21 protein-coding genes are annotated in these 23,260 nt (G+C 63.8%); 15 read left to right on the top strand and 6 right to left on the bottom strand.

Features of this window, described 5'->3' with window-relative positions; translation table 11 throughout:
- Positions 1–51: 51 nt before the first annotated feature.
- Positions 52–2,145, bottom strand: coding sequence for a HAMP domain-containing methyl-accepting chemotaxis protein (locus tag AAFG16_RS43200; RefSeq protein WP_342735095.1), 2,094 nt, complete (start codon positions 2,143–2,145; stop codon positions 52–54).
- 271 nt (positions 2,146–2,416) lie between these two features.
- Between AAFG16_RS43200 and AAFG16_RS43195 the strand changes: the two genes are divergently transcribed.
- Positions 2,417–2,572: a Thivi_2564 family membrane protein gene (locus tag AAFG16_RS43195; RefSeq protein ID WP_042335954.1), complete on the top strand. Its 156-nt coding sequence runs from the start codon at positions 2,417–2,419 to the stop codon at positions 2,570–2,572.
- A gap of 106 nt (positions 2,573–2,678) precedes the next feature.
- Here AAFG16_RS43195 and AAFG16_RS43190 read toward each other — a convergent pair whose 3' ends face one another.
- From AAFG16_RS43190 to cysD, 4 genes are all read right to left on the bottom strand, one after another.
- Entirely contained in the window at positions 2,679–2,879 is a 201-nt protein-coding gene (locus tag AAFG16_RS43190) for a CsbD family protein (protein ID WP_008546815.1), read from the bottom strand.
- Between the two features lie 130 nt (positions 2,880–3,009).
- Entirely contained in the window at positions 3,010–5,175 is a 2,166-nt protein-coding gene (locus AAFG16_RS43185; protein WP_342735089.1) for a malate synthase G, read from the bottom strand.
- Positions 5,176–5,579: 404 nt separating this feature from the next.
- Positions 5,580–7,496 (bottom strand): adenylyl-sulfate kinase, encoded by a 1,917-nt coding sequence (gene cysC, locus AAFG16_RS43180; RefSeq protein ID WP_342735087.1) that lies wholly within the window; start codon positions 7,494–7,496, stop codon positions 5,580–5,582.
- Between the two features lie 20 nt (positions 7,497–7,516).
- A complete protein-coding gene (cysD, locus tag AAFG16_RS43175; protein WP_342741076.1) occupies positions 7,517–8,311 on the bottom strand; it encodes a sulfate adenylyltransferase subunit CysD in 795 nt (264 codons plus the stop codon).
- Between the two features lie 245 nt (positions 8,312–8,556).
- On the opposite strand from cysD, the gene cysG reads away from it, so the two are divergent.
- From cysG to AAFG16_RS43105, 14 genes are all read left to right on the top strand, one after another.
- On the top strand, positions 8,557–9,981 hold the full coding sequence (gene cysG, locus AAFG16_RS43170; protein WP_342735085.1) for a siroheme synthase CysG: 1,425 nt from the start codon (positions 8,557–8,559) through the stop codon (positions 9,979–9,981).
- Complete coding sequence (locus AAFG16_RS43165; RefSeq protein ID WP_092216576.1) at positions 9,978–10,295, top strand: DUF2849 domain-containing protein; 318 nt, start codon at positions 9,978–9,980, stop codon at positions 10,293–10,295. The genes cysG and AAFG16_RS43165 overlap by 4 nt, the downstream gene beginning before the upstream one ends.
- 11 nt (positions 10,296–10,306) lie before the next feature.
- Entirely contained in the window at positions 10,307–11,962 is a 1,656-nt protein-coding gene (locus AAFG16_RS43160) for a nitrite/sulfite reductase (RefSeq protein ID WP_342735083.1), read from the top strand.
- Positions 11,949–12,464: a DUF934 domain-containing protein gene (locus AAFG16_RS43155; protein ID WP_283082252.1), complete on the top strand. Its 516-nt coding sequence runs from the start codon at positions 11,949–11,951 to the stop codon at positions 12,462–12,464. Before AAFG16_RS43160 ends, AAFG16_RS43155 begins: the two co-directional genes overlap by 14 nt.
- A complete protein-coding gene (locus AAFG16_RS43150; RefSeq protein ID WP_342735081.1) occupies positions 12,461–13,186 on the top strand; it encodes a phosphoadenylyl-sulfate reductase in 726 nt (241 codons plus the stop codon). Before AAFG16_RS43155 ends, AAFG16_RS43150 begins: the two co-directional genes overlap by 4 nt.
- 123 nt (positions 13,187–13,309) lie before the next feature.
- Positions 13,310–14,311: a sulfate ABC transporter substrate-binding protein gene (locus tag AAFG16_RS43145; RefSeq protein ID WP_283082250.1), complete on the top strand. Its 1,002-nt coding sequence runs from the start codon at positions 13,310–13,312 to the stop codon at positions 14,309–14,311.
- 87 nt (positions 14,312–14,398) lie between these two features.
- Positions 14,399–15,184, top strand: coding sequence for a sulfate ABC transporter permease subunit CysT (gene cysT, locus AAFG16_RS43140; RefSeq protein WP_342741075.1), 786 nt, complete (start codon positions 14,399–14,401; stop codon positions 15,182–15,184).
- A gap of 10 nt (positions 15,185–15,194) precedes the next feature.
- A complete protein-coding gene (gene cysW, locus AAFG16_RS43135; RefSeq protein ID WP_283082249.1) occupies positions 15,195–16,106 on the top strand; it encodes a sulfate ABC transporter permease subunit CysW in 912 nt (303 codons plus the stop codon).
- Positions 16,096–17,130, top strand: coding sequence for a sulfate ABC transporter ATP-binding protein (locus tag AAFG16_RS43130; protein WP_342735078.1), 1,035 nt, complete (start codon positions 16,096–16,098; stop codon positions 17,128–17,130). Before cysW ends, AAFG16_RS43130 begins: the two co-directional genes overlap by 11 nt.
- 159 nt (positions 17,131–17,289) lie before the next feature.
- The gene (locus tag AAFG16_RS43125) at positions 17,290–18,573 is read left to right on the top strand and encodes a hypothetical protein (RefSeq protein ID WP_342735076.1); all 1,284 of its coding nucleotides are present in this window, start codon (positions 17,290–17,292) and stop codon (positions 18,571–18,573) included.
- A 20-nt stretch (positions 18,574–18,593) separates the two neighbouring features.
- Positions 18,594–19,589 carry a hypothetical protein gene (locus AAFG16_RS43120; protein WP_342735074.1) on the top strand — a complete coding sequence of 332 codons (996 nt, stop codon included), beginning with the start codon at positions 18,594–18,596 and terminating at the stop codon, positions 19,587–19,589.
- 149 nt (positions 19,590–19,738) lie between these two features.
- Complete coding sequence (locus AAFG16_RS43115) at positions 19,739–20,239, top strand: CAP domain-containing protein (protein WP_283082247.1); 501 nt, start codon at positions 19,739–19,741, stop codon at positions 20,237–20,239.
- Between the two features lie 79 nt (positions 20,240–20,318).
- Positions 20,319–21,494, top strand: coding sequence for a patatin-like phospholipase family protein (locus AAFG16_RS43110; RefSeq protein WP_342735072.1), 1,176 nt, complete (start codon positions 20,319–20,321; stop codon positions 21,492–21,494).
- Between the two features lies 1 nt (position 21,495).
- On the top strand, positions 21,496–22,284 hold the full coding sequence (locus tag AAFG16_RS43105) for a 3-hydroxybutyrate dehydrogenase (protein ID WP_283082245.1): 789 nt from the start codon (positions 21,496–21,498) through the stop codon (positions 22,282–22,284).
- Between the two features lie 139 nt (positions 22,285–22,423).
- Here the strand turns inward: AAFG16_RS43105 and AAFG16_RS43100 are convergent, their stop codons facing one another.
- Complete coding sequence (locus AAFG16_RS43100) at positions 22,424–23,248, bottom strand: sulfite exporter TauE/SafE family protein (protein ID WP_342735069.1); 825 nt, start codon at positions 23,246–23,248, stop codon at positions 22,424–22,426.
- Between the last annotated feature and the right edge of the window lie 12 nt (positions 23,249–23,260).

Here is a 23,260-nt window from a genome sequence, read left to right as displayed (position 1 = left end):
CGCGGGGATGACACCGAGGGTGTGGCGCCGGCTGCGGCTACAACCCGCAGCTTACGCCGCGCGGATCTTGCCGAGGAAGTCGCTGACCTCGTGGCCGAGCTGACGGCTCTGGCTTTCCAGCATCTCCGAAGCCTGCTTCACGTTGTCCGCGGCGGCAGCAGCAGCGTCCGCATCGGCCTTCACGCCGGTGATGTTGTCCGAGACGTTCTTGGTGCCCTGCGCCGCGAATTGCGTGCTGCGGGTGATCTCCTGGGTCGCCGCACCCTGCTCCTGGACGGCGGCCGCGATGGCGGTGGCGACCTCGTTGACCTCGCCGATGATGCCGCCGATGGTCTGGATCGCGTTGATGGCGTCGCCCGCGACCTTCTGGATGTCGGCGATCTGCTCGGAGATCTCCTCCGTCGCCTTCGCGGTCTGGCTCGCCAGTGACTTCACCTCGGAGGCGACCACGGCAAAGCCGCGGCCGGCCTCGCCGGCGCGTGCAGCTTCGATCGTAGCGTTGAGCGCGAGCAGATTGGTCTGCGCCGCGATGGTGTTGATGAGGCCGACGACCTCGCCGATGCGCCCCGCCGACTTCGCCAGGCCCTGCACGGTGCCGTCCGTCTCGCGCGCCTGGGTGACGGCGCGGCCGGCGATGCCTGCGGCATGGGCGGCCTGCTGGCTGATGTCGTTGATCGAGGCCGAGAGCTCCTCGGCTGCGGCGGCGACGCTGTCGACGCTCATGGAGGCGTCGTTCGAGGCCTTGCCGGCGACCTGGACGCGGTCGTTGGTCTGGCGCGACACCGCGGAGAGATCGCCGGAGGTCTTGCGCATCTCCCCGGAGGCCTCGCTCAATTCGCCGAGCGTCTTGCGCACAGCCCCCTCGAACTCGCCGACATAGGCTTCGACCGCGCGCTGGCGTGCGGTCGCGCCCGCATTGCGCTCGCGCTCGTGCTCCTCGATCTTGAGCTTCTCGGCCGCCTGTTGCTTGAAGGTCTCCAGTGCGCCGGCCAGCGCGCCGATCTCGTCCTGGCGGTCGAGATAGCCGCTGTCGACGGTGAGGTCGCCGCCGGCGACCTTGAGCATGGCGTCGCGGATGGTGGTGAGCGGATGGATGACGCGGCGGCTGACCAGCGCGATCGCGCCGGCGGCAAGTCCGATGGCGAGCGCCAGCAGCGTAAGCTGCACGATCAGTGCGCGCTGAGCCGCGCTGCGCTGGTCCAGCGTATGGCTCTTGGCGGCATCGAGCGCGGTCTCGGCCACGGTGACCGCGCTGGCGAGGCGGCCCACCGTGACCGGGGTCCATTGGTTCGCAGTCATCTCGGCCTTTTCGCCATTTGCGAGCGTATTGGCGATGCGATCGCGAAGGGCCAGATATTGCGGATCGAAATAGCCGGTCTTGGCCGTCGCCATGGCGGAGGACAGGGCCGGCGGCAATTGCATGCCCGAAGCCGACAATTCCAGCGCCTTCCATGCCGCGGCCGTCCCGCCGACATATTGGATGTAGGCGAGGCGGGCCTCCGGCGTGATGCGGCCGGCGTTGAGCCCGTTCGAGATGATCAGCGAGGCTTCACCGCCGGTGTTGCGGAGCAGCCAAGCGTTCTGCTTGATCGACAGCAGCTGGTCGATCTCCGCGTCCTGATGGTTGACGCTGGCGGCCAGGATGTTCGAGAGCTTGTCGAGCGTCTCGAGCAGGCCCTGCGTCGTCTCCATGTATTCCTTCGGCAGGCCGGCGCGGCGCTGGTCCTTGGGCTTGGCGACCTCTTCCCAAAACTGCTTCTGCTGCTCGCTCGCGGATTTGTAGAGGCGCGCGAGCTCCGGCACCAGCGTGCCCGACTGCGGGAAATCCATGCTCGGCAGCAGTTCCAGCGCGCGTGCCATCGCCGGCATCTCGGCGTCGCGGGTCGTGCGCAGATATTTCTCGATCTCGGAATCCATGGGCTCGGTCGCATTGAGGAGCCGGTTGGTGCTCGCGCGGTCAGTGCGCAGATTGTGCATCGCCTTGAACAGATCGGCGGAAGCATCCGCGATCTGCGAGATGCGGTTGGCGGTCTTGAGGCGGTCCCAGGACTCGTAGGCGGTGAGCGAGAGCGCAATCACCACGCAGACCGACGTGAGCGCGATCACCGCCTTCAGCAGCGCGGATACGGTCAGACGATTGAGCATCGAAGTCCCCCCAAAGTCCCATTTCCAAAAGTCGTGAAGACGCCCGGCAAAATCGAAAACATTGGGCGCGCAGATCGGCAATCGCATACCGTTTGCGGCTCGGAGCCCGTACGGTTTCCGCATCTGAAAGGAAAAGGGTAAAGTTTTAGGCAGCCGGCCGCACTGTAGAAATACGGAATTACCAGAAGTTGTAGTGGGTTGCCCTGATGGAACCGGCGCGCGAGATCTGCGTTAGGACTACCGTTGGCAATTGCCTGAAGGGGGCATCGCGATGCTGGTCGGCGTACTCGTCACCTTTCTCGTCGTCATTCTCGTGCTTTATCTCATCAACATGCTGCCGATGGACGGCCGCGCCAAGCAGATCGCGCGCGTGATCGTGATCATCATCGGCGTGGTGTCGCTGCTGAAATATCTCACCGTGTTCTAGCGGGCGGCGATTGGGCCTCGTAACCCGGATTGCGCTTCGCTCCATCCGGGTTACACGTGCCCGACGAAAAAGCCCCGGCGCGAGCCGGGGCTTCGTTCGTGCGGTGCTAGTGCAGCGACTTGAGCCAGTCGTCGACGTCCTGACGGACCTGGTCCTTGGCCTTGCCGTAGCGTTCCTGGAGCCGGCCCTCGAGCTGCTCGCGGCGTCCCTCGATCAGCTGGAGATCGTCGTCAGTGAGCTTGCCCCATTTCTCCTTGGCCGATCCCTTGAACTGCTTCCAGTTTCCTTCGATGCGATTCCAGTCCATGACCCTCTCCCGTTGGTTGATGGCCGAACAACGCGAGGCACACGCAGCCGTTCCGCGACGCGCCGCGGCGTTTCGTCCAACAAAAAAGCCCCGGCTTGCACCGGGGCTTTTGACGTTTCTGTGACCTCGCTCAGCCCGCCGCCTTGGCCTCGCGGCGGCGCGCGGTGAGGATGTATTCGGTGTAACCGTTCGGCTGCTCGCGACCCTTGAAGACGAGGTCGCAGGCGGCCTTGAAGGCGACGCCGTCGAAGGCTGGCGCCATCGGCTTGTAGATCGGGTCACCAGCGTTCTGCTTGTCGACAACGACGGCCATGCGCTTGAGCGACTCCATCACCTGCGCCTCGGTGATCACGCCCTGGTGCAGCCAGTTGGCGAGATGCTGGCTGGAGATGCGCAAGGTGGCGCGGTCCTCCATCAGGCCGACATCGTGGATATCAGGCACCTTGGAGCAGCCGACGCCCTGGTCGATCCAGCGCACGACGTAACCGAGAATGCCCTGGCAGTTGTTGTCGATCTCCTGCTTGACGTCATCAGGCGCCCAGTTCGACTTCGACACCGGAATGGTGAGGATGTCCGAGAGCTTTGCGCGCGGACCGCCCGTGGTCAGCTCCTGCTGGCGCGCGATCACGTTGACCTGGTGGTAGTGCAGGGCATGCAGCGTGGCGGCGGTCGGCGAGGGGACCCAGGCGGTGGTGGCGCCGGCCTGCGGATGGGCGAGCTTCTGCGCCAGCATGTCCGCCATCTTGTCGGGCGCGGCCCACATGCCCTTGCCGATCTGGGCATGGCCGGGCAGGCCGTCGATCAGGCCCATGTCGACGTTCCAGTCCTCATAGGCCTTGATCCAGGCCTGCGCTTTCATCTCGTTCTTGCGGATCATGGGACCTGCTTCCATCGAGGTGTGGATCTCGTCGCCGGTGCGGTCGAGGAAGCCGGTGTTGATGAACATGATGCGCTTGGAGGCGCGCTGGATGCAGGCCTTGAGGTTGACGGTGGTGCGCCGCTCCTCGTCCATGATGCCGACCTTGAGCGTGTTCTCGGGCAGGCCGAGCATCTTCTCGACGCGATCAAAAATCTCGCAGGTCAGCGAGACCTCGTCGGGGCCGTGCATCTTCGGCTTGACGATATAGGCCGATCCGGTGCGGCTGTTCTTGACCTTGGAGTTGCCCTTGAGGTCGTGGATCGCAAGCAGGCCGGAGACGGCGGCGTCGAGCAGGCCTTCGGGGACCTCTTCGCCCTTCTCGTCGAGCACCGCGTCGGTGAACATGTGGTGACCGCAATTACGCATCAGGAGCAGGCTGCGGCCGTGCAGCTTGAGCTCGCCCTTGCCGTCCGGCGTCTTGTAGACGCGGTCGGCATTGAGCGAACGCGTCAGCGTCTTGCCGCCCTTCTCGAAATCCGCCGACAGCGTGCCGTTCATCAGGCCGAGCGTGTTGCGATAGACCAGCACCTTGTCCTCGGCGTCGACCGCGGCGACCGAGTCTTCCATGTCGAGGATGGTGGAGACGGCGGCTTCCATGATCATGTCGGCGACGCCAGCCGGATCGTCCTTGCCGATCGCGCTGCTGCGGTCGATCTTCACCTCGACATGCAGGCCGTTGTTGACGAGCAGCACCGCCGACGGTGCGGCAGCATCGCCCTGGAAGCCGGCGAACTGCGCGGCGTTCTTCAGCGCGGTGGCGTTGCCGCTCTTGAGCTTCACCGCGAGCTGGCCCGCGACCACGCTGTAGGTGGTGACGTCAGTGTGGCTGCCGGTCGCGAGCGGCGCGGCGGCGTCGAGGAACGCCTTGGCTTTCGCGATCACCTTGTCACCGCGCGCCTTGTTGTAGCCCTTGCCGCCCTCGGAGGGATCGTGCGGGATCGCGTCGGTGCCGTAGAAGGCATCATAGAGCGAGCCCCAGCGCGCGTTCGCCGCGTTGAGCGCATAGCGTGCATTGGTGAGCGGCACGACGAGCTGCGGACCGCAGATCTTGCCGATCTCCTCGTCGACATTGGCTGTCTCGACCTTCTGCGTCGCCGGCTCCGGGACCAGATAGCCGATCTCCTTCAGGAACGCGGTGTAGGCAGTGAGGTCGAACGCCTTGCCCTTGTTGGCGCGGTGCCAGTCATCGATCTTGGCCTGGAGCGCGTCGCGGAAGGCGAGCAGCTCGCGGTTCTTCGGCCCCAGCTCCCTGATGATGCCTGTCACCCCGGCCCAGAACGCATCCGGCGCGATCCCGGTTTTCGGGGCCGCTTCCTTGGCGATGAAGTCATACAGGACGGGAGCGATCTTCAATCCGTGGGCATCGACGCGTTTCATGATGGGCTTTCTTGTTGGAAATGGCTGTTTTTGGCTGCTTTTGACCCGACAGCAGCAAAATGCGCCCGCGAGGGGGCGGCTTTCGGGGCCCTATTAGCCCCAAAATCGAGGCGGTGAGAAGACCCCCAAAGGTTTGTCAAAATGTCAAGGCGAGGCGGCTGGCTCGTTTTACAAACCGATGGGGCCCGGCTTCGCGCCACACGTACAACTGCGCTCCCTCCCCCTTGCGGGGGAGGGCGGGGGAGAGGGGTGGCCCAGTAAACGGTGTGTCTGAGTTCGACGTGAAATCAGCTCACGCCGATGGAGAGAGTCCCCGTGTGGACCCCTCTCCCTAACCCACCCCCGCAGGGGGGAGGGAACGCACTGCATTTTTGGTGGCAGCGAATGCACCAACGAAAGTGTGCTCAAATATTCGCGGCGAGGTCCACGAGCTCGTCGAACAGCACGCCTGATGTCTTCAGCATCTGCTCGATCTCGTCGGCCGCCTCGGTCACCGTCCGCTTCGACGTGTCGATCACGAGCTCGGCCGCCTGCGACGCCTCGTAGTCGTTGCCGATACCGGTGAACGAGGCGAGCGCGCCGGCCCTAGCCTTCTTGTAGTGGCCCTTGGGATCGCGCTCCTCGCACACCTCCGCAGGCGTGGCGACATGGATCTCGCGGAAGGCGGTGTCGGCGATGCGGCGCGCCGTGGCGCGGTCCTCGCGGGCCGGCGAGACAGCGGCGACGATCGCGATGTGGCCGTTGCGGGCGAGATGCGTCGCAACTTCGGCAAGCCGGCGGATGTTCTCGCTGCGATCGGCAGCGGAGAAGCCGAGATCGCTGTTCAGCCCGGCGCGCAGCGTGTCGCCGTCGAGCAGGATCGGCGAGCCGCCATTGGTGAAGAGACGCCGCTCCAGTGCCCGCGCCAGCGTCGACTTGCCGGAGGCGGGAAGGCCGGTGAGCCAGACCACGGCGCCGTTATGGCGATAGCGCGCCGAGCGCTCATCTAGCCGCAGCGCGGATTCCACCGGCACGATGTCGACGGGCTCGGCGCGCTGGCCGGCATCGACCGACAGCACGAGACCACCGCCGGCGATGCGCCCGGACACTTCGATCACCAGGCGCCCGGTGCGCGGGTTCTCGGTGTAGGGATCGGTGGCAATCGGATTCGAAAGAGAAATGTCGATCTCGCCGACATGGTTGCGGCCGATCGCCTTGTTCTCGCTGCTGGAGAGCTCACCGGGATCGACCGCCTTCTCGATGGCGACGACGGTGGCGCGGCTTTCCTTCGGCCCGCAGCGGACCAGGAGCTGGTCGCCCTTATTGAGCGGCTTGTCGTGCAGCCAGAAGATGCGTGCGCGCAGCCGCCGCGTCTCGCGCGGCGCGGCATTCGCATGCGCGATGATGTCGCCGCGCTCGATGAACAATTCGCGGTCGAGCGTGATGCCGACCGAGCGGCCTGCGCCTTGCCGTCTCGCCACCGGCGTCACCGGCCAGCTCTCGACCGTCTTGATCTTGGCGATCTTGCCGGCCGGCATGATCACGATCTCGTCGCCGGCAATGAGGCTGCCGGATTCGATGCGGCCCGCCACGATGCGGCGGTCGTCGAACTTGTAGATCGACTGCACCGGCAGGCGCAGCGCCAGCGCTTCCAGCGGCCGCGCCGGCTCGAGCCGGTCCAGCGCCTCGACCACGGTCGGTCCCTTGTACCAGCCGATGCGACCAGTGCGCTCGGCGACGCCGTCGCCGTCGCGCGCGGAAATCGGGATCACCGCCGTGGGCGTCACGCCGAGGCCGTTGAGATGCGCGGAGATCTCGTCGCTGATCGCCTTGAAGCGATCGGCGGAGAAATCGACGCGGTCCATCTTGTTGACGACGATCGCGACCTGCTTCACGCCGAGCAGATGCAGGAGATAACCGTGCCGCCGGGTCTGGTCGCGCACGCCTTCGAGCGCGTCGATGATCAGCACCGCGCCGTCGGCCTGCGAGGCGCCGGTGATCATGTTGCGCAGGAATTCGGCGTGGCCGGGCGCGTCGATCAGGACAATGTCGCGCGAATTGGTGCGGAAGCGGATCTGCGTGGTGTCGATGGTGATGCCCTGGTCGCGCTCGGTCTGCAGCGCATCGAGCAGGAACGACCATTCGAACGGCATGCCGCGCCGCGCGCTGACGGCTTTCAGCATCTCCAGCTTGCCCTCGGGCAGGCTGCCGGTCTCGTGCAGCAGGCGGCCGACCAGCGTCGACTTGCCGTGATCGACATGGCCGACGATGACGATGCGGACCTGCGGACGCGTGGTGCCGTTCGGCGTGGCGGGCGAGGTGGGGGTGACGAGCAAGTTCATGACCGCGATGCGTCCTAAGATCAGAGATAGCCGGCGACGCGCAGGCGCTCGAAAGCGTCCTCGGTCTCATGGTCGAGCGCACGACCGGCGCGCTCCGGCACCTTGGTCTGTTCGAGCTCGATCAGGATCTCGTCGATGGTCGACGCGGTCGAATTCACGGGATTGGTGATGTCCTGATCGCCCAGCGAGCGATAGCGCTTGCCGTCTTTCGACAAATAGAGCGGGATGATCGGGATGTTCTCGCGCTTGGTGTAGGCCCAGATGTCGGCCTCGGTCCAATGCAGGATCGGATGGATGCGCAGATGCGCGCCTTGCGGCGGCGAGGCGTTGAAGTGATCCCAGAACTCCGGCGGCTGGTCGCGCACGTCCCAATTGCCTTCGAGACCGCGCGGCGAGAACACGCGCTCCTTGGCGCGGGTGGCCTCCTCGTCGCGGCGGATGCCGGCGATCAGGCCGTCAAAGCCGTATTTGCCGAGCGCCATCTTGAGGCCCTCGGTCTTGCGCGCGGCGGAACGGGCGGCCGGCGGCAGCGTCGGGTCGACGGCGTCGATCGGCGGGCAGGGCTCGACGCGCAGATCGAGATCCCATTCCTTCCCGTAATGATCGCGAAAGCGATACATCTCCGGAAATTTCTTGCCGGTGTCGACATGGAGGGCCGGGAACGGCATGCGGCCGAAGAAGGCTTTCCGCGCCAGCCAGATCATGACGTTGGAGTCCTTGCCGAGCGACCACAGCAGGGCAATCTTCTTCAGGCGGGCAAAGGCTTCGCGGAAGATGTAGATGCTCTGAGCCTCGAGCTGGTCGAGATGATCCATGCTGGGGGCAAGATCAGCAGAAAATTCTTGCGAGCCCGCGCGGCTGACGAGGGCCTGGCTGCTCACACCGACAACTGCGGAATCGTCCTTGAGAAGATGCATCTCTGCCACTTTGCGTTTGGAGGCGAAAATTCTATAGTTGCGGTGCAGAAGAGAAGAAAAAATTTTCTCTTTGCGCGCTCGAAACGACACATATATAGAAAATAATTCCAGTCAACCCCGGATGTGGGGGAAGCGAGTATCGCATGCGGTTCTTGCCGGTGTTTCTCGATCTCAAGGCCGGTCCGGTGGTCCTCATCGGTGCGGGTGAGCTTTTGCGCGCAAAATTGCGCGTGCTCGCCGCTGCCGGCGCGCGCATCCGCGTGCATGCGATCGACGGCAATCATGACCTCGGCCTCGGCTCCGAGGACGCGGCGCGCGTTGAATTCGCCAGCGGCGATCCCCTGACCGCCGATCTCGCCGGCGTCATTGCGATCGTCTGCGCCGGTGCGGGTGATGTCGGCGTCGCCATGTCGGCCCGCGCCAAGGCGCTCGGCCTGCCCGTCAACGTCATGGACGATCTGGAACATTCGAGCTTCATCTTCCCGGCCATCGTCGACCGCGGCGATGTCGTGGTCGCGGTCGGCACCGGCGGAACGTCACCGGTGGTGGCGCGGCGCGTGCGTGAGAAGATCGAGGCGCTGCTGCCGGCGCGCATCGGCGAGCTTGCCGAGTTCATCGGCACCTTCCGCAAATCGATCAATGAGCGCATCGCCGAGTTTCCGCTGCGCCGCCGCTTCTGGGAGCGCGTCATCGACGGTCCGATCGGCGCTTCGGTGCTCGCTGGCCGCAAGGGCGAGGCGGACGCGGCGCTCAAGTCCATTTCTGATCCGTCGGCATTTGCGCGCGCGGACAAGCCGGAAGGCTCTGTCGCGCTGGTCGGCGCCGGCCCCGGCGATCCCGATCTCCTCACCATCAAGGCGCTGCGCGCCTTGCAGGACGCAGATATCGTCTTCCATGACGAGCTGGTCTCGCCCGAAATCCTCGATCGCATCCGCCGCGACACCACGCGCGTTGCGGTCGGCCGCCGCGTCGGCAAGCCCGGCATCGGCCAGGACGCCATCAACAAGCGCATGATCGAGGCCGCGCAATCCGGCCAGCGCGTGGTGCGGCTCAAGGGCGGTGATCCCTTCGTGTTTGGCCGCGGCGGCGAAGAGGTCGAGGCCCTGCGTGCCGCCGGTGTCGCCTACTCCATCATTCCCGGCATCACGGCGGGGCTCGGCGGCGCCGCCGATTTCGAGGTGCCGCTCACCTTCCGTCACGAAGCAACCCGCATCACCTTCCTCACCGCGCACAAGGCGCGCGATGCGGAAGCCGTGGACTGGTCGACGCTGACCGACACCAGGATGACCGTCGTGGTCTACATGGGCATGACCGCCGCGCCCGCGATCCGCGAGGGCCTGTTCGCCGCCGGCCGCTCGCCGGAAACGCCGGTCGGCGTCTTCGCCCGCGTCACGCGGCCGGACGCGCAAGGCGCGATCGGCACGCTCCGCGATCTGCCCGAGCTCGTGCGACGAACCCATGGCGGTCCCGCCATCCTCATCATCGGCGACGTGGTCCGGCATGCCGGCTCGCTTCGCCGTCAAACCCCGAAACAAATCATCTCTGACCTATTGGATGCAGCCGAATGACCTCCCCGCTCGAACAGAAGAAGATCAAGATCGCCGGCCCCTCGGTCGTGACCGCCAACCGCACCTGGGACGGCATCGTGGTCTACCGCACCGCCGCCAAGAGCTGGTCCGCCGACCTCTCGGAAGCCGCGATCGTGCGCAACTCCGACGAGGCCAAAGCGTTGCTTGCGGAGTCGGTGGCCGATGACGTCGGCGCCATCGGCCCCTATATCGCCCCGGTGCAGGTCGGCGCAGACGGCAAGATCGAACCCGGCAACCTGCGCGAACAGATCCGCCGCACCGGTGTGACCATCGGGTCGTCGGCCCAGGCTTAAGGCGCTTTCTTATGTATGCTTACGACGAAATCGACCGCACGCTCGTCAACGAGCGCGTCTCGGAGTTCCGCGACCAGGTGAAGCGCCGCCTCTCGGGCGAGCTCACCGAAGACGAGTTCAAGATCCTGCGACTGCAGAACGGCGTCTATCTGCAACTGCACGCCTACATGTTCCGCGTCGCGATCCCCTATGGCACGCTGGCGACGAACCAGTTGCGTGCGCTCGCCCATGTCGCGCGCAAATACGATCGCGGCTACGGCCATTTCACCACGCGGCAGAACATCCAGTTCAACTGGATCAAGCTCGCCGAGCTGCCGGATGCGCTTGAAGATCTTGCCCAGGTCGGCATCCATGCGATGCAGACCTCCGGCAACAACATGCGCAACGTCACCTCGGACCAGTGGGCCGGCGTCGCGCCGGGCGAGATCGAGGACCCGCGCATCTGGTCGGAGCTGATCCGCCAGCACACCACGCTGCATCCGGAATTCTCGTTCCTGCCGCGCAAGTTCAAGATCGCGATCACCGCGTCGGACCATGACCGCGCCGCGATCAGGATCCACGACATCGGTCTGCGCCTGATCAAGAACGAGAAGGGCGAGACCGGCTTCGAGGTTCTGGTCGGTGGCGGCCTTGGCCGCACGCCATTCATCGCCAAGACCATCAAGCACTTCGTGCATGGCCGCGATATCCTCAGCTACATCGAGGCGATCCTGCGCGTCTACAATCAGTACGGCCGCCGCGACAACATCTACAAGGCGCGCATCAAGATCCTGGTGCACGAGCTCGGGATCGAGAAATTCTCGCGCGAGGTCGAGGACGAGTGGCAGCATATCCGCAACTCCTCGCTCCAGATCGACGACGAGGTGATCGAGGACATCCGCTCGCGCTTCACCTATCCCGCCTATGAGAAGCTGCCGCACATGCCGGACGAGCTGCGCCAGGCCGCGGCCGATCCCGATTTCGAGGCGTGGCGCAAGAACTCGGTGGCTCCGCACAAGGTGCAGGGCTATTCCATCGTCACGATCTCGCTGAAGCCGACCGGCGGGCCTCCGGGCGATGCCACGGCCGAGCAGATGGATGCGCTCGCCGACCTCGCCGATAAATATTCCTTCGGCGAGATCCGCGTCGGCCACGAGCAGAACCTGGCGCTGCCGCACGTCGCCAAGCGCGATTTGCCGGCGCTGTGGAAGGCGCTCGACAAGCTCGGCCTTGCGACGCCGAACGTCAATCTGATCACCGACATCATCGCCTGCCCGGGGCTCGACTATTGCTCGCTGGCGAATGCACGTTCGATCCCGATCGCGCAGGAGTTGACGCGGCGCTTCGCCAACCATGAGCTCGCCAATTTGATCGGCCGGCTCCACATCAACATCTCCGGCTGCATCAATGCCTGCGGCCATCACCATGTCGGCCACATCGGCATTCTCGGCGTCGAGAAGAACGGCGAGGAGGTCTACCAGATCACCATCGGCGGCCGTGCCGACGAGAACGCTGCGCTCGGCACCCTGATCGGTCCCGGCGTCAAGTTCGACGAGGTCGCCGACGTCGTCGAGGACATCGTGGAAGCCTATCTCGCGCTGCGCGAGCGGCCCGAAGAGCTGTTCATGGACACCGTGAAGCGCCTCGGCGTCGAACCCTTCAAGGAGCGCGTCTATGCCACTCGTTAACGGCGGAAAGATCGCCGACGACAGCTTCGTCAAGCTTGCCGTCGACACGCCGCTGCCCGAGAGCGGCGACATCCTGGTGCCGGCCGAGCGCTTCCTCGGCGACGCCGAAACGTTGCTCAAGCGTGCCGGCAAGGTCGGCGTGATCTGGCCGAACAACCGCGACATCGACGAGCTGGTGCCGTATCTCGGTAAGGTCGCCGCGGTTGCGCTGGTGTTCCCGACCTTCCGCGACGGGCGCGCCTACAGTCAGGCACGCCTGCTGCGCGAGCGCTACAATTACCGCGGCGAACTGCGCGCGACCGGACAGATCCTGCGCGACCAGTTCGTGTTCATGCTGCGCGCCGGCTTCGATTCCTTCGAGGTCAAGAAGCAGGCCGATGCGGAAGCCTTCATGCAGACCGCCAAGCGCTATTCGGTGTTCTACCAGCCGACCGGCGACGGCCGCATCACGGCGCTGCATCGGCGCATGCAGCTGCGTCACTCCGAAGGTGTCGGTACGTGAACGCGATCGCGCCTCAGGTCTCATCCGTCTCTGCGCTGCCCTCGGCGGAAGAGCTCAATCGCGCCTTGCGCGATGCCTCGCCCGCGGAAATCATCGCGGCGGCGCTGAAGACGGTCGGGCGCGACAAGCTCGCGCTGGTGTCGTCGTTCGGCACGGAATCGGCGACGCTGCTCAAGGTGATGGCGGACGTCGATCCCGCCATCCCCGTGATCTTTCTCGACACCGGCTGGCTGTTCGAGGAGACGCTGGCCTATCGCGACACGCTGATCGAAACGCTGGGCCTCAAGGACGTCCGCTCGATCAAGCCGGCGGAGGAAGCGCTGTCGCGCGAGGATCCCGAGCGCGAGCTCTGGTTCTCCGATCCCGACGCCTGCTGCCGCATCCGCAAGGTGGAACCGCTGGCGCGCGCGCTGAAACCGTTCGATGCCTGGCTCAACGGGCGCAAGCGCTTTCAGGGCAATGCGCGCGCCGACATTCCGGTTGTAGAAGACGATGGCGCGCGGTTGAAGTTCAATCCGTTTGCCAATGTCTCGCGCGAGGAACTCGAAGCGATTTTCGTCCGCGCCAAATTGCCGCGTCACCCACTTGCGGCGTCCGGTTTTCGCTCGGTCGGGTGTATGCCTTGCACGAGCAGAACGGCCGAGGGCGAGGATGAGCGCGCGGGTCGTTGGCGTGGCCGCGCCAAGACAGAATGCGGCATCCACACGATGAAGACTTCGTAGCACAGTCGATCTGCCACGCTGCGAACAAGAAAATCCGGTTCCGTTGACTTGAGCGCGTTTCGCCACGAGTTTCGCTGCATGCCTTCGCTGACATTGGCGTCGTCGAAGTGAATGGAGATGGACATGATGCGCCGTATCGTTCCGCTCGCTGCAGGACTGCTCGTATCGAGTCTCGTGGCAAGCTCGGCTCTCGCCGCTGACATCAATCTTTTGAACGTGTCGTACGATCCGACGCGCGAGCTCTATGCCGAGTTCAACAAGGCGTTCGCGACCGCCTATCAGAAGGAGACCGGCAAGAGCGTCGAGATCAAGCAGTCGCATGGCGGCAGCGGCTCGCAGGCGCGCGCGGTGATCGACGGGTTGCAAGCCGACGTGGTGACGCTCGCGCTCGCCTATGACATCGATGCCATCGCCGGCAAAGGCCTCACCGCGGCTGACTGGCAGAAGCGTCTGCCGCAGAATTCATCACCCTATACCTCGACCATCGTATTCCTGGTGCGCAAGGGCAATCCCAAGGGCATCAAGGACTGGGACGATCTGCTTAAATCCGGCGTTGCCGTGATCACGCCGAACCCGAAGACGTCGGGCGGGGCGCGCTGGAATTACCTGGCGGCCTGGGGCTTTGCCCAGAAGAAGTACGGCTCGGCCGACAAGGCCAAGGACTTCATCGGCAAACTCTATCAGCAGGTGCCGGTGCTCGATACCGGCGCGCGCGGCGCCACCGTGACCTTCGTCGAGCGCGGCGTCGGCGACGTGCTGCTCGCCTGGGAGAACGAGGCATTCCTTGCGCTCAAGGAATTCGGTCCGGAGAAATTCGAGATCGTGGCGCCGCCGCAATCGATCCTCGCCGAGCCGCCGGTCGCGATCGTCGACAAGGTTGCCGACAAAAAAGGCACCCGCAACGCCGCCGATGCCTACCTCCAGTACTGGTACACCAAGGAAGGTCAGGAGATCGCCGCGCGCAATTTTTACCGGCCGCGCGATCCCGAGATCGCCAAAAAGCACGAAAACTCTTTCGCCAAGGTCGAGCTGTTCACGATCGACGACGTTTTCGGCGGCTGGACCAAGGCGCAGAAGGAACATTTTGCCGACGGCGGCGTCTTTGATCAGATCTACAAGAACTGATCGGGCGCTGTCGAAGGGGCTTTAACAGGGGGCCTGGTGAGCGCACTCGCAGCACGACGCCGGACATTGCCGGGCTTCGGTCTCACGATGGGACTGACGCTGACCTGGCTGTCCGTGATCATCCTGATTCCGCTCGCCGGCCTGTTCCTGAGATCGCTCGAGCTCAGTCCCGAGCAATTCTGGAACATCCTCTCCAGTCGCCGCACCCTGAATGCGCTCCGGGTCTCGTTCGGCCTCGCCTTCGCGGCGGCCTGCGTCAACCTCATCATGGGCAGCATCATCGTCTGGGCGCTGGTCCGCTATCGGTTTCCCGGCCGGCGCATCTTCGATGCCATCGTCGATGTGCCCTTCGCGCTGCCCACGGCGGTTGCCGGTGTCGCGCTGACCGCGCTGTTCGCCGAGAAGGGCTGGCTGGGCGCGCCGCTCGCCGCGCTCGGTATCAAGGTGGCATTCACGCCGGTCGGCATCTTCGTCGCTATGATCTTCATCGGTATTCCGTTCGTGGTGCGCACGGTGCAGCCAGTGCTCCAGGATCTCGATCCCGAGATCGAGGAGGCCGCGGGCAGCCTGGGGGCCAGCCGCTGGCAGACCATCATCCGCGTGATCCTGCCCTCGCTCGCGCCGGCGCTGCTGACGGGACTTGCGCTCGCCTTTGCCCGCGCGGTCGGTGAATACGGCTCGGTGATCTTCATCGCCGGCAATCTGCCCAACGTCTCCGAGATCGCGCCGCTCTTGATCGTGATCCGGCTCTCCGAATTCCGCTACGCCGACGCGACCGCGATTGCGGTGGTCATGCTCGTCGTCTCCTTCGTCGTCATCTTCGCCGTCAACCGGCTCCAGCGCTGGGCGCAGAGCCGGATTCCGGCGCGCTGAGGGGGATCCGATGACGATGCAGATCGCAGACACCGTGTCGCTGACGTCGCCCGATGCGCGCGCGCGTGCCCACGCGGCCGCGGCACGCGACAGCCTGCGGACCGAGCCGCGCGCGGTGCGCGCCATCATCATCTCGCTGGCGGTGCTGTTCCTTTCCGTCTTCGTCGTGCTGCCGCTGGTCGTGGTGTTCGCGCAGGCGTTCTCGCGAGGCGTCCTTGCTTATTTCGCCGCGCTCGCCGAGCCGGAGGCGATGGCGGCGATCAAGCTGACGTTGATCGTCGCGGCGATCTCGGTCGGCCTCAATCTCGTATTCGGCCTCGTCGCGGCATGGGCGATTGCAAAGTTCGATTTCCCGGGCAAGACCTTCCTGATCACGCTGATCGACTTGCCGTTCTCGGTGAGTCCGGTGATCTCCGGCCTGGTCTTCGTGCTGCTGTTCGGCGCGCAGGGCTATTTCGGCAGCTGGCTCAGGGATCACGACATCCAGATCCTGTTCGCGGTGCCCGGCATCGCGCTCGCCACCACCTTCGTCACCTTCCCGTTCGTGGCGCGCGCGCTGATCCCGTTGATGCAGGAGCAGGGCACGCAGGAAGAGGAGGCGGCGATCTCGCTCGGCGCCTCGGGCTTGCAGACCTTCTTCCGCGTCACGCTGCCCAACATCAAATGGGGCGTGCTCTACGGCGTCCTGCTCTGCAATGCCCGCGCGATGGGCGAGTTCGGCGCGGTCTCCGTCGTCTCCGGCCATATCCGCGGCGAGACCAACACCATGCCGCTGCTGGTCGAGATTCTCTACAACGAGTACCAGTTCGTCGCGGCCTTCGCGATCGCCTCGCTGCTCGCGATGCTGGCGCTGATCACGCTGATCGCCAAGACAATTCTCGAACGTCACCTCGACGAAGGACACGACGTCAATGACCATTGAAGTCAAAAATCTCGTCAAGAAGTTCGGCAGCTTTGCCGCGCTCGATGGCGTCGACCTCAGGGTCGACAATGGCGAGTTGCTGGCGCTGCTCGGCCCTTCCGGCTCCGGCAAGACCACCTTGCTGCGGATCATCGCAGGCCTCGACTGGCCCGACTCCGGCGAAGTCTCCTTCAACGGCGAGGACGCGCTGGCGCAGGGCGCGCGCGAGCGGCACGTCGGCTTCGTGTTCCAGCATTACGCGCTGTTCCGCCACATGAGCGTGTTCGAGAACGTCGCCTTTGGCCTGCGCGTACAGCCCCGTGCGGTCCGCAAGGACGAGGCGACTATCCGTGCGCGGGTCAAGGAGCTGCTCGACCTCGTGCAGCTCGACTGGCTGGCCGATCGCTATCCGAGCCAGCTCTCCGGCGGCCAGCGCCAGCGCATCGCGCTCGCCCGCGCGCTTGCAATCGAGCCGCGCATCCTCCTGCTCGACGAGCCCTTCGGCGCGCTCGACGCCAAGGTGCGGAAAGAACTGCGAAGGTGGCTCCGCTCACTGCATCACGAGATCAACGTCACCTCGATCTTCGTCACCCACGACCAGGAGGAGGCGCTCGAGGTCGCCAACCGCGTCGTGGTGATGGACAAGGGGAAGATCGAGCAGATCGGTTCGCCCGACGACGTCTATGAGACGCCGGCGACCGCCTTCGTCCACGGCTTCATCGGCGAATCCATCGAGCTGCCGGTGCATGTCGACGGCGGTGTGATCCGGCTTGGCGACCGGCAGCTTCCGCTTGCGGCGGACGGGCTTGCGCCTGGCGCGTCAAAACTGTTCGTGCGGCGACATGACATGCTGGTCGGCCCACCCGGCAGCGGCGCTTTCGAGGGCGCGGTCCAGCACGTCCGCAATTTCGGCCCGGTGCAGCGGGCGGAGGTCGCCTTGTCAGGCGGCGAAACCATCGAGATCGATGCCCCCCGCGACAAGGAACTCCGCGCCGGCGACACTATCGGCCTCGAGCTGAGGCGTTACCGGATATTTGGCGGGTAGTGCTCGTCGTTTCGTATGACGTCCGCTCCCTCGGATAGACCTGCCTCCGGCTGTTTGCGGGCCAGGAACGGCACTGTTGCGAGCGCACTTGCGAGTGATATACTATAGATTGTAATTGCGATTTATTGTTTCCGCAACTTTGATGCCAGGTTCGCTTCCATGGCATACATTTCAGACATTGAGCAGTTAAGCTATCTTGGTGCCGTTGCTCGGCAGTTCTCAATCGACTTTCGCCTCTACGGCGGGGTCGCGTTTCGTTGCGTTCGGTTGAAGTTTCAGAGCCAGGTCGATAAGCCGCTCGATCTATTTGAGCTGACCCCCTTCGCTGCGGACATTGACCTCGTTCACTCAGGTACGGACACGCAAACCCCGGCCGTATTCGAAGCTTTGCTCAAAGCTGTTCCTGACGCAGACTGCTTTCGTTGGGAAATCCGTAGCGAGGCGTCCCAACGGGTCTACGAGAGATCCTTGCGTGTGGGAGGCGTTGTCCCAGCGAGGACACTTTCTCTCGTCGACGACGGAGTTACCGAGCTAATAGACCCCACATCCGGCTCTCGCGATATTGCGACATCCAACTACCGTTATCATGTGAGCCCTTTCTTCAAGGAGTCCGAGCTTTACAAGAATGGGCAAGATCTTCCGATACTATCTGCGCTGCTCTACTTGCAGACGCTTTTCGAAGCCTCAGTGCCTGCTGACAAGATGAAGGACCAAGATGGATGGCACGCGGCAAAGCAGGTTTTTTCAACCCACGGCCAATTTCAAACGCTGGCCCGCCTTCAACAACATTCTTACCTCCGTGCGCGATTTCGATATCTCTTGCTAAATGCATTTGCGTCGGCTCCGACGGACGCGGAGTTTTTCGCAGCGGCCGAACAGGTTGGATTAAAGGAATTCATTGCGTCGGCTCAATCCTCGCTGCCAAATAATCCTGACTCGATCACGCTCGGCCAGCTAACGACGTCGAGCCCACCTGTGACATCGGTCCTCTCGTCGTCTTCCTGTACTGTTGGAGATATTCCTCGGGTTCCCTTGTCTACCGAGGCATGGACGCCGCAGGCGCCTGACGTGGATATTAGGCTAGGCCCAGGTCAGGAGATGCTCCTGGTTTCGCCGAAGATGGCTCTGAGACCCGGCGCGGCACCATCGGTTGTTCGTGCGGAGGGAGGTGCAATCGAATTTCTTCACTTCAGAATTCCACAAAAGTTCACAAGCGATTGGGTCGGGTTTGATGAACGACGATTGAGCCTGATCATGCAGCTTAGACTCAGCGCAAATCATTCGTGGTCCACTCTGGCTCTCCCGTGTGTGGCGTTTAAGCGAACGAAGTCCGGGGCCGTTGAATTTAGGGTGAACTGCTTTGGCTATCTTGAGAGCTTCGCGACAACAGGGACCGCCGAGATGCGTGTTTGCGTGGTTGGCCTGGCCGAGAAGGTGCACTGATGGCTTGGATACGCGATCACATGCATTCGCTGCACGATGCGCCCGATGCCAACCTGGCCAAACAGGAGCACCGCTTTGCCATAGTGTTTATTCACGGGATTTTTTCGTCCGTGGCCACGTTCGAGCAGATGTTCAGGGACTTGAGCACAGCGCCGGAGCTGGTGCGTCGACGGGTTGAGTTTTGGTACTACGACTATGATTTCTACGACTCGCTCGAATCGAATGGAGAGCGTTTCGCTTCGCTGCTCACAACGAATTTCGGTGCAGGCTGCCGAGTTGTCATTATCGCGCATAGTATGGGCGGCCTCGTATCGCGGTTGGCCGTGGTCCGTAGTCGGCTGTCCTTCGTCAGGCTCGTCTTTCTTCTTGGCACCCCGAATTCGGGCGCCGTCCGCTTGGCGCAGCTTGGTTTGCTATCGGGCGCCATTCAGGAGCAGTTGGGCGTTGTCTTCGCTCTATTCCCTCGGGTGTCAGGAATCGCCGATCTCACGCGTGCCAGCAAGATTCTTCGCGGGTACTCCAGGGAGGGAGCATCGAATGCTCGAGAGGTATGCTACGTCTCAATTCCGGGATTGGTGTTTCATAAAGATCAAGGGATCGTGGAGTACTTTCGTGGCGGCCGCTCTAAATTGTTTGGCGTGCTCGCGGTTGGAAGCGAGGCCTTGAGCGCAATCTATCCATTCTTCGGGATCAGATTTGAACGGCCTCACGACGGAATTGTCGAAGAGACGAGCAATGATTTGACGCAATGCCCAGTCTGGCACGAAAAGATCGCTAGTGTCGGTCAGCAACGCAGAGAGGCGCCCTATACCTGTTTGCATGTCCGAATGCCGGCCTGTGAGGATCTGGATCACATGCAAATTCAAAGTGATCCGGACATAATTTCGACCGTGGAAGAATTGTCGGTCGCGGCCTTCGATTCGGCTCGCGCAGCGTTCGCTAGTTGCGTGAAATCCTGGGTGGATGGATTCGGCGAAGAGGACAAGGATACTTATAGCGTCAAATTTGAAGCCTAAGGATCGGCAGCTCCGATCAGGAGAGTTTTGATCCTGTTGGATCGCGATTGTACCCAACATTTCAATTAATTACGTGTCGTTGGCGGAAAATTCACCTTTCAGCCACGGTTGGTATGCAACAACGGCCCCTCATTTGGGGGCCCCGATCCATGCGCGCTGCGGCCGCAATTCTCATCCTTTTGCTTCTCGCCGGTTGCGCCGGCAATGAGGCGCCGGTCCAGCAGCCGTCGATGTATGCCGACATGGCCGTTCCCGGCTCCAAGCTCGATGCCCAGGCGGCCGCGATCATGATCTCGCAATACCGCCAGAACAACATGCTCGGCACGGTTGTGGTCGATCCCGATTTGATGCTGCTTGCCGAATCCCAGTCCCAGGCCATGGCGGCGGCTAACAAGATGGACCACGACGTGCGCGCTCCGCTGGCCAAGCGGCTGACCGCCGGCGGCTACCCCGCGACCGTGGCGGTCGAGAACATCTCGGCCGGCTATCATACGCTGGCGGAAGCGTTTTCCGGCTGGCGCGACTCGCCTCCGCACCGTGCCAACATGCTCAAGAACGGTGTCACAAAATTGGGCATAGCGGCGAGCTATGCTCCGGGCACCAAATACAAGGTGTTCTGGACCATGATCCTGGCCTCGACGGACCGATAAGCCAGACTTGATCCCGGGATGCATTGACGCGGTGGCGAAACTGTCGCCACGGTGGCTCGCCTTTTGCTATTGTTCTCGTATGACCGACCATAGCCCGGAATCCGCCAGCGTCCCCGCGAATGCGCAACGTGTCCTGGTCCTCCAGGGCGGCGGCGCCCTCGGCTCGTACCAGGCCGGCGCCTATCAGGCGCTGTGCGGCTACGGTTTCGAGCCGGAATGGGTCGCCGGCATCTCGATCGGCGCCGTCAACGCCGCCATCATCGCCGGCAACGAGGGGCACATCCGCGTCAAGCGGTTGAAGGAATTCTGGGAGATGGTTTCCGCGCCGGTGCCGTGGAAACCGATCGGCAAGAGCGATCACAGCCGCGAGCTGTTCAACTCGACCAGCGCCGCGTTGATCGCGACCTTCGGCGTGCCCGGCTTCTTCGTCCCGCGCGTGCCGCCCGCGCCACTCTGGCCGCCGGGCCATCGCGAAGCCGAAAGCTATTACGACACCGCGCCGCTGAAGAAGACGCTGGAGCGTCTGGTCGATTTCGACCGCATCAACGACCTCAAGACGCGCCTGTCGGTCGGCGCCGTCGGCGTCACCTCCGGCAACTTCAAATATTTCGACAATTACGAGTTCAAGAAGCTCGGCAAGAAAATCGGCCCCGAGCACATCATGGCCTCCGGCGCGCTGCCGCCCGGCTTTCCGTCTGTCGTCATCGACGGCGAGCATTACTGGGACGGCGGCATCGCCTCCAACACCCCGCTCGACTTCGTGCTCGATGCCGAGCTCGTGCGCGACATGCTGATCTTCCAGGTCGACCTGTTCAGCGCCCGCGGCGACCTGCCGAATTCGCTGCTCGAGGCCACCGAGCGCGAGAAGGACATCCGCTTCTCCAGCCGCACGCGGATGAACACCGACAAGAACAAGCAGATCCACAACGCCCGCAGGGCGGTGCGCGACCTGATTTCCAAATTGCCCGATTATCTCAAGAACGATCCTTCCGTCGAATTCCTTGCGAAGGCGGCACGTGAGAGTACCGTCACCGTGGTGCATCTGATCTATCGCAGCAAGAACTACGAATCCTCGTCCAAGGATTACGACTTCTCGCACGTCGCCATGGTCGAGCATTGGGAAGCCGGCGTGCGCGACGTGCATCTGTCGATGCGCCACAAGGATTGGCTGGAGAAGCCGCAGTCCGGCGAGACCATGGTGACCTACGATCTCACGGGGGACGTCACCGCGCCCCCGGCAAAAAGGAGCGAATAAGATGGGTACTCTCTCAGGCAAGAACGCCGTCGTGACCGGTTCGACCAGCGGTATCGGGCTTGCGTATGCGCGCGCCTTCGCCGGCGCCGGCGCCAATGTCGTCATCAACGGCTTCGGCTCCCCTGAAGACATCGAGAAGGAGCGTTCGAAGATCGAGTCCGATTTCGGCGTGAAGGCGGTCTATTCGCCTGCCGACATGACCAAGCCGGCCGAGATTGCCGGCATGATCGCGCTCGGCGAGAAGACCTTTGGCTCGGTCGACATCCTCGTCAACAATGCCGGCATCCAGTTCGTCTCGCCGATCGAGGAGTTCCCGCCCGAGAAGTGGGACCAGATCATCGCGATCAACCTGTCCTCGGCCTTCCATGCCATCCGCGCCGCCGTTCCCGGCATGAAGAAGAAGGGCTGGGGCCGCATCATCAACACCGCCTCGGCGCACTCGCTGGTCGCCTCGCCCTTCAAGTCGGCCTACGTGTCGGCCAAGCACGGCATCAACGGTCTCACCAAGACCGTTGCGCTCGAAGTGGCGACCCACAAGATCACCTGCAACTGCATCAGCCCCGGCTATGTCTGGACGCCGCTGGTGGAGAAACAGATCCCCGACACCATGAAGGCCCGCAACCTCACGCGCGAGCAGGTCATCAACGACGTGCTGCTCGACGCGCAGCCGACCAAGGAGTTCGTCACCTCCGAGCAGGTCGCCGCGCTCGCCCTGTTCCTGTGCAGCGACGACGCCGCGCAGATCACCGGCACCAATCTGTCGATCGACGGCGGCTGGACCGCGGAGTAACGGTTCCGGAACGAGTGCCGTAGGGTGGGCAAAGGCGCGTCAGCGCCGTGCCCACCGCTTTGTCTGATGGAGAGAGATGGTGGGCACGCTTTCGCTTTGCCCACCCTACGAGAGCAACAACGAGGCGCAAGCCTCGCGCTCAATGGCTCCAGGCCAGGGCCGTTACGATCGCCGACGACAGGTTCAGCTCCGCGAACATGATCTTGCCGGCGACCACGACGAGGACGCAGGCGAGCGCGGCGCGCAGCACCGTCTCGGGCACGCGGGTCGCGCTGTAGCTGCCGAGGATGATGCCCGGCAGCGAGCCCAGCAGCAGAACACCCATCAGGCCCCAGTCGACCGAGCCGAGCAGCCAGTGCCCGGCGCCCGCGACCAGCGTCAGGGGCACCGCATGGGCGATGTCGGAGCCGACGATGGTCGCCATCGGTAGCCGCGGGTAGAGCAGCAGCAGCACGGTCACGCCGACCGCCCCGGCGCCGACGGACGAGATCGAGACCAGCACGCCGAGCACGATGCCGGTGACGACGGTCGCGATCGCGGTGGTGCGCTCGTCAACGCCTTCGAGGCGCTTGCGGTAGCGCTCCATGATCGATTTGCGGAAGATCAGCGAGGTCGCGGTCAGCAGCAGCGCAAAGCACAGCACGACGTTGACGAGGCTGCGCTCGGAATCGCTTTTGAGGTCGAGCTTCCACAGCACCAGCAGCGTCAGCGCGCTCGCCGGAATGCTGCCGCAGGCGAGCCGCAGCACCGCCGGCCAGTGCACGCTGCGCGACCAGCCATGCACCACGCTGCCGCCGGTCTTGGTGGCGGCGGCATAGAGCAGGTCGGTGCCGACGGCGGTCGAGGGATGGATGCCGAACAGCAGGATCAGGAGCGGCGTCATCAACGAGCCGCCCCCCACGCCGGTCATCCCGACAAGCAGGCCGACGCCGAAACCGGAGGCGACATAGAGCGGATCGATCATGTCGGGTGAATC

The sequence above is a fragment of the Bradyrhizobium sp. B117 genome (genome assembly GCF_038969555.1).
Lineage (GTDB): Bacteria > Pseudomonadota > Alphaproteobacteria > Rhizobiales > Xanthobacteraceae > Bradyrhizobium.
This window is presented reverse-complemented; position numbering and strand designations above follow the sequence as displayed.

Excerpts from the sequence above, each read along its gene's own strand:
- AAFG16_RS43200 (WP_342735095.1), bottom strand. The coding sequence starts at position 2,145 with ATGCTCAATCGTCTGACCGTATCCGCGCTGCTGAAGGCGGTGATCGCG.
- AAFG16_RS43195 (WP_042335954.1), top strand. The coding sequence starts at position 2,417 with ATGCTGGTCGGCGTACTCGTCACCTTTCTCGTCGTCATTCTCGTGCTT.
- AAFG16_RS43190 (WP_008546815.1), bottom strand. The coding sequence starts at position 2,879 with ATGGACTGGAATCGCATCGAAGGAAACTGGAAGCAGTTCAAGGGATCG.
- AAFG16_RS43185 (WP_342735089.1), bottom strand. The coding sequence starts at position 5,175 with ATGAAACGCGTCGATGCCCACGGATTGAAGATCGCTCCCGTCCTGTAT.
- cysC (WP_342735087.1), bottom strand. The coding sequence starts at position 7,496 with ATGAACTTGCTCGTCACCCCCACCTCGCCCGCCACGCCGAACGGCACC.
- cysD (WP_342741076.1), bottom strand. The coding sequence starts at position 8,311 with ATGGATCATCTCGACCAGCTCGAGGCTCAGAGCATCTACATCTTCCGC.
- cysG (WP_342735085.1), top strand. The coding sequence starts at position 8,557 with ATGCGGTTCTTGCCGGTGTTTCTCGATCTCAAGGCCGGTCCGGTGGTC.
- AAFG16_RS43165 (WP_092216576.1), top strand. The coding sequence starts at position 9,978 with ATGACCTCCCCGCTCGAACAGAAGAAGATCAAGATCGCCGGCCCCTCG.
- AAFG16_RS43160 (WP_342735083.1), top strand. The coding sequence starts at position 10,307 with ATGTATGCTTACGACGAAATCGACCGCACGCTCGTCAACGAGCGCGTC.
- AAFG16_RS43155 (WP_283082252.1), top strand. The coding sequence starts at position 11,949 with ATGCCACTCGTTAACGGCGGAAAGATCGCCGACGACAGCTTCGTCAAG.
- AAFG16_RS43145 (WP_283082250.1), top strand. The coding sequence starts at position 13,310 with ATGATGCGCCGTATCGTTCCGCTCGCTGCAGGACTGCTCGTATCGAGT.
- cysT (WP_342741075.1), top strand. The coding sequence starts at position 14,399 with ATGGGACTGACGCTGACCTGGCTGTCCGTGATCATCCTGATTCCGCTC.
- cysW (WP_283082249.1), top strand. The coding sequence starts at position 15,195 with ATGACGATGCAGATCGCAGACACCGTGTCGCTGACGTCGCCCGATGCG.
- AAFG16_RS43130 (WP_342735078.1), top strand. The coding sequence starts at position 16,096 with ATGACCATTGAAGTCAAAAATCTCGTCAAGAAGTTCGGCAGCTTTGCC.
- AAFG16_RS43125 (WP_342735076.1), top strand. The coding sequence starts at position 17,290 with ATGGCATACATTTCAGACATTGAGCAGTTAAGCTATCTTGGTGCCGTT.
- AAFG16_RS43120 (WP_342735074.1), top strand. The coding sequence starts at position 18,594 with ATGCATTCGCTGCACGATGCGCCCGATGCCAACCTGGCCAAACAGGAG.
- AAFG16_RS43115 (WP_283082247.1), top strand. The coding sequence starts at position 19,739 with ATGCGCGCTGCGGCCGCAATTCTCATCCTTTTGCTTCTCGCCGGTTGC.
- AAFG16_RS43110 (WP_342735072.1), top strand. The coding sequence starts at position 20,319 with ATGACCGACCATAGCCCGGAATCCGCCAGCGTCCCCGCGAATGCGCAA.
- AAFG16_RS43105 (WP_283082245.1), top strand. The coding sequence starts at position 21,496 with ATGGGTACTCTCTCAGGCAAGAACGCCGTCGTGACCGGTTCGACCAGC.
- AAFG16_RS43100 (WP_342735069.1), bottom strand. The coding sequence starts at position 23,248 with ATGATCGATCCGCTCTATGTCGCCTCCGGTTTCGGCGTCGGCCTGCTT.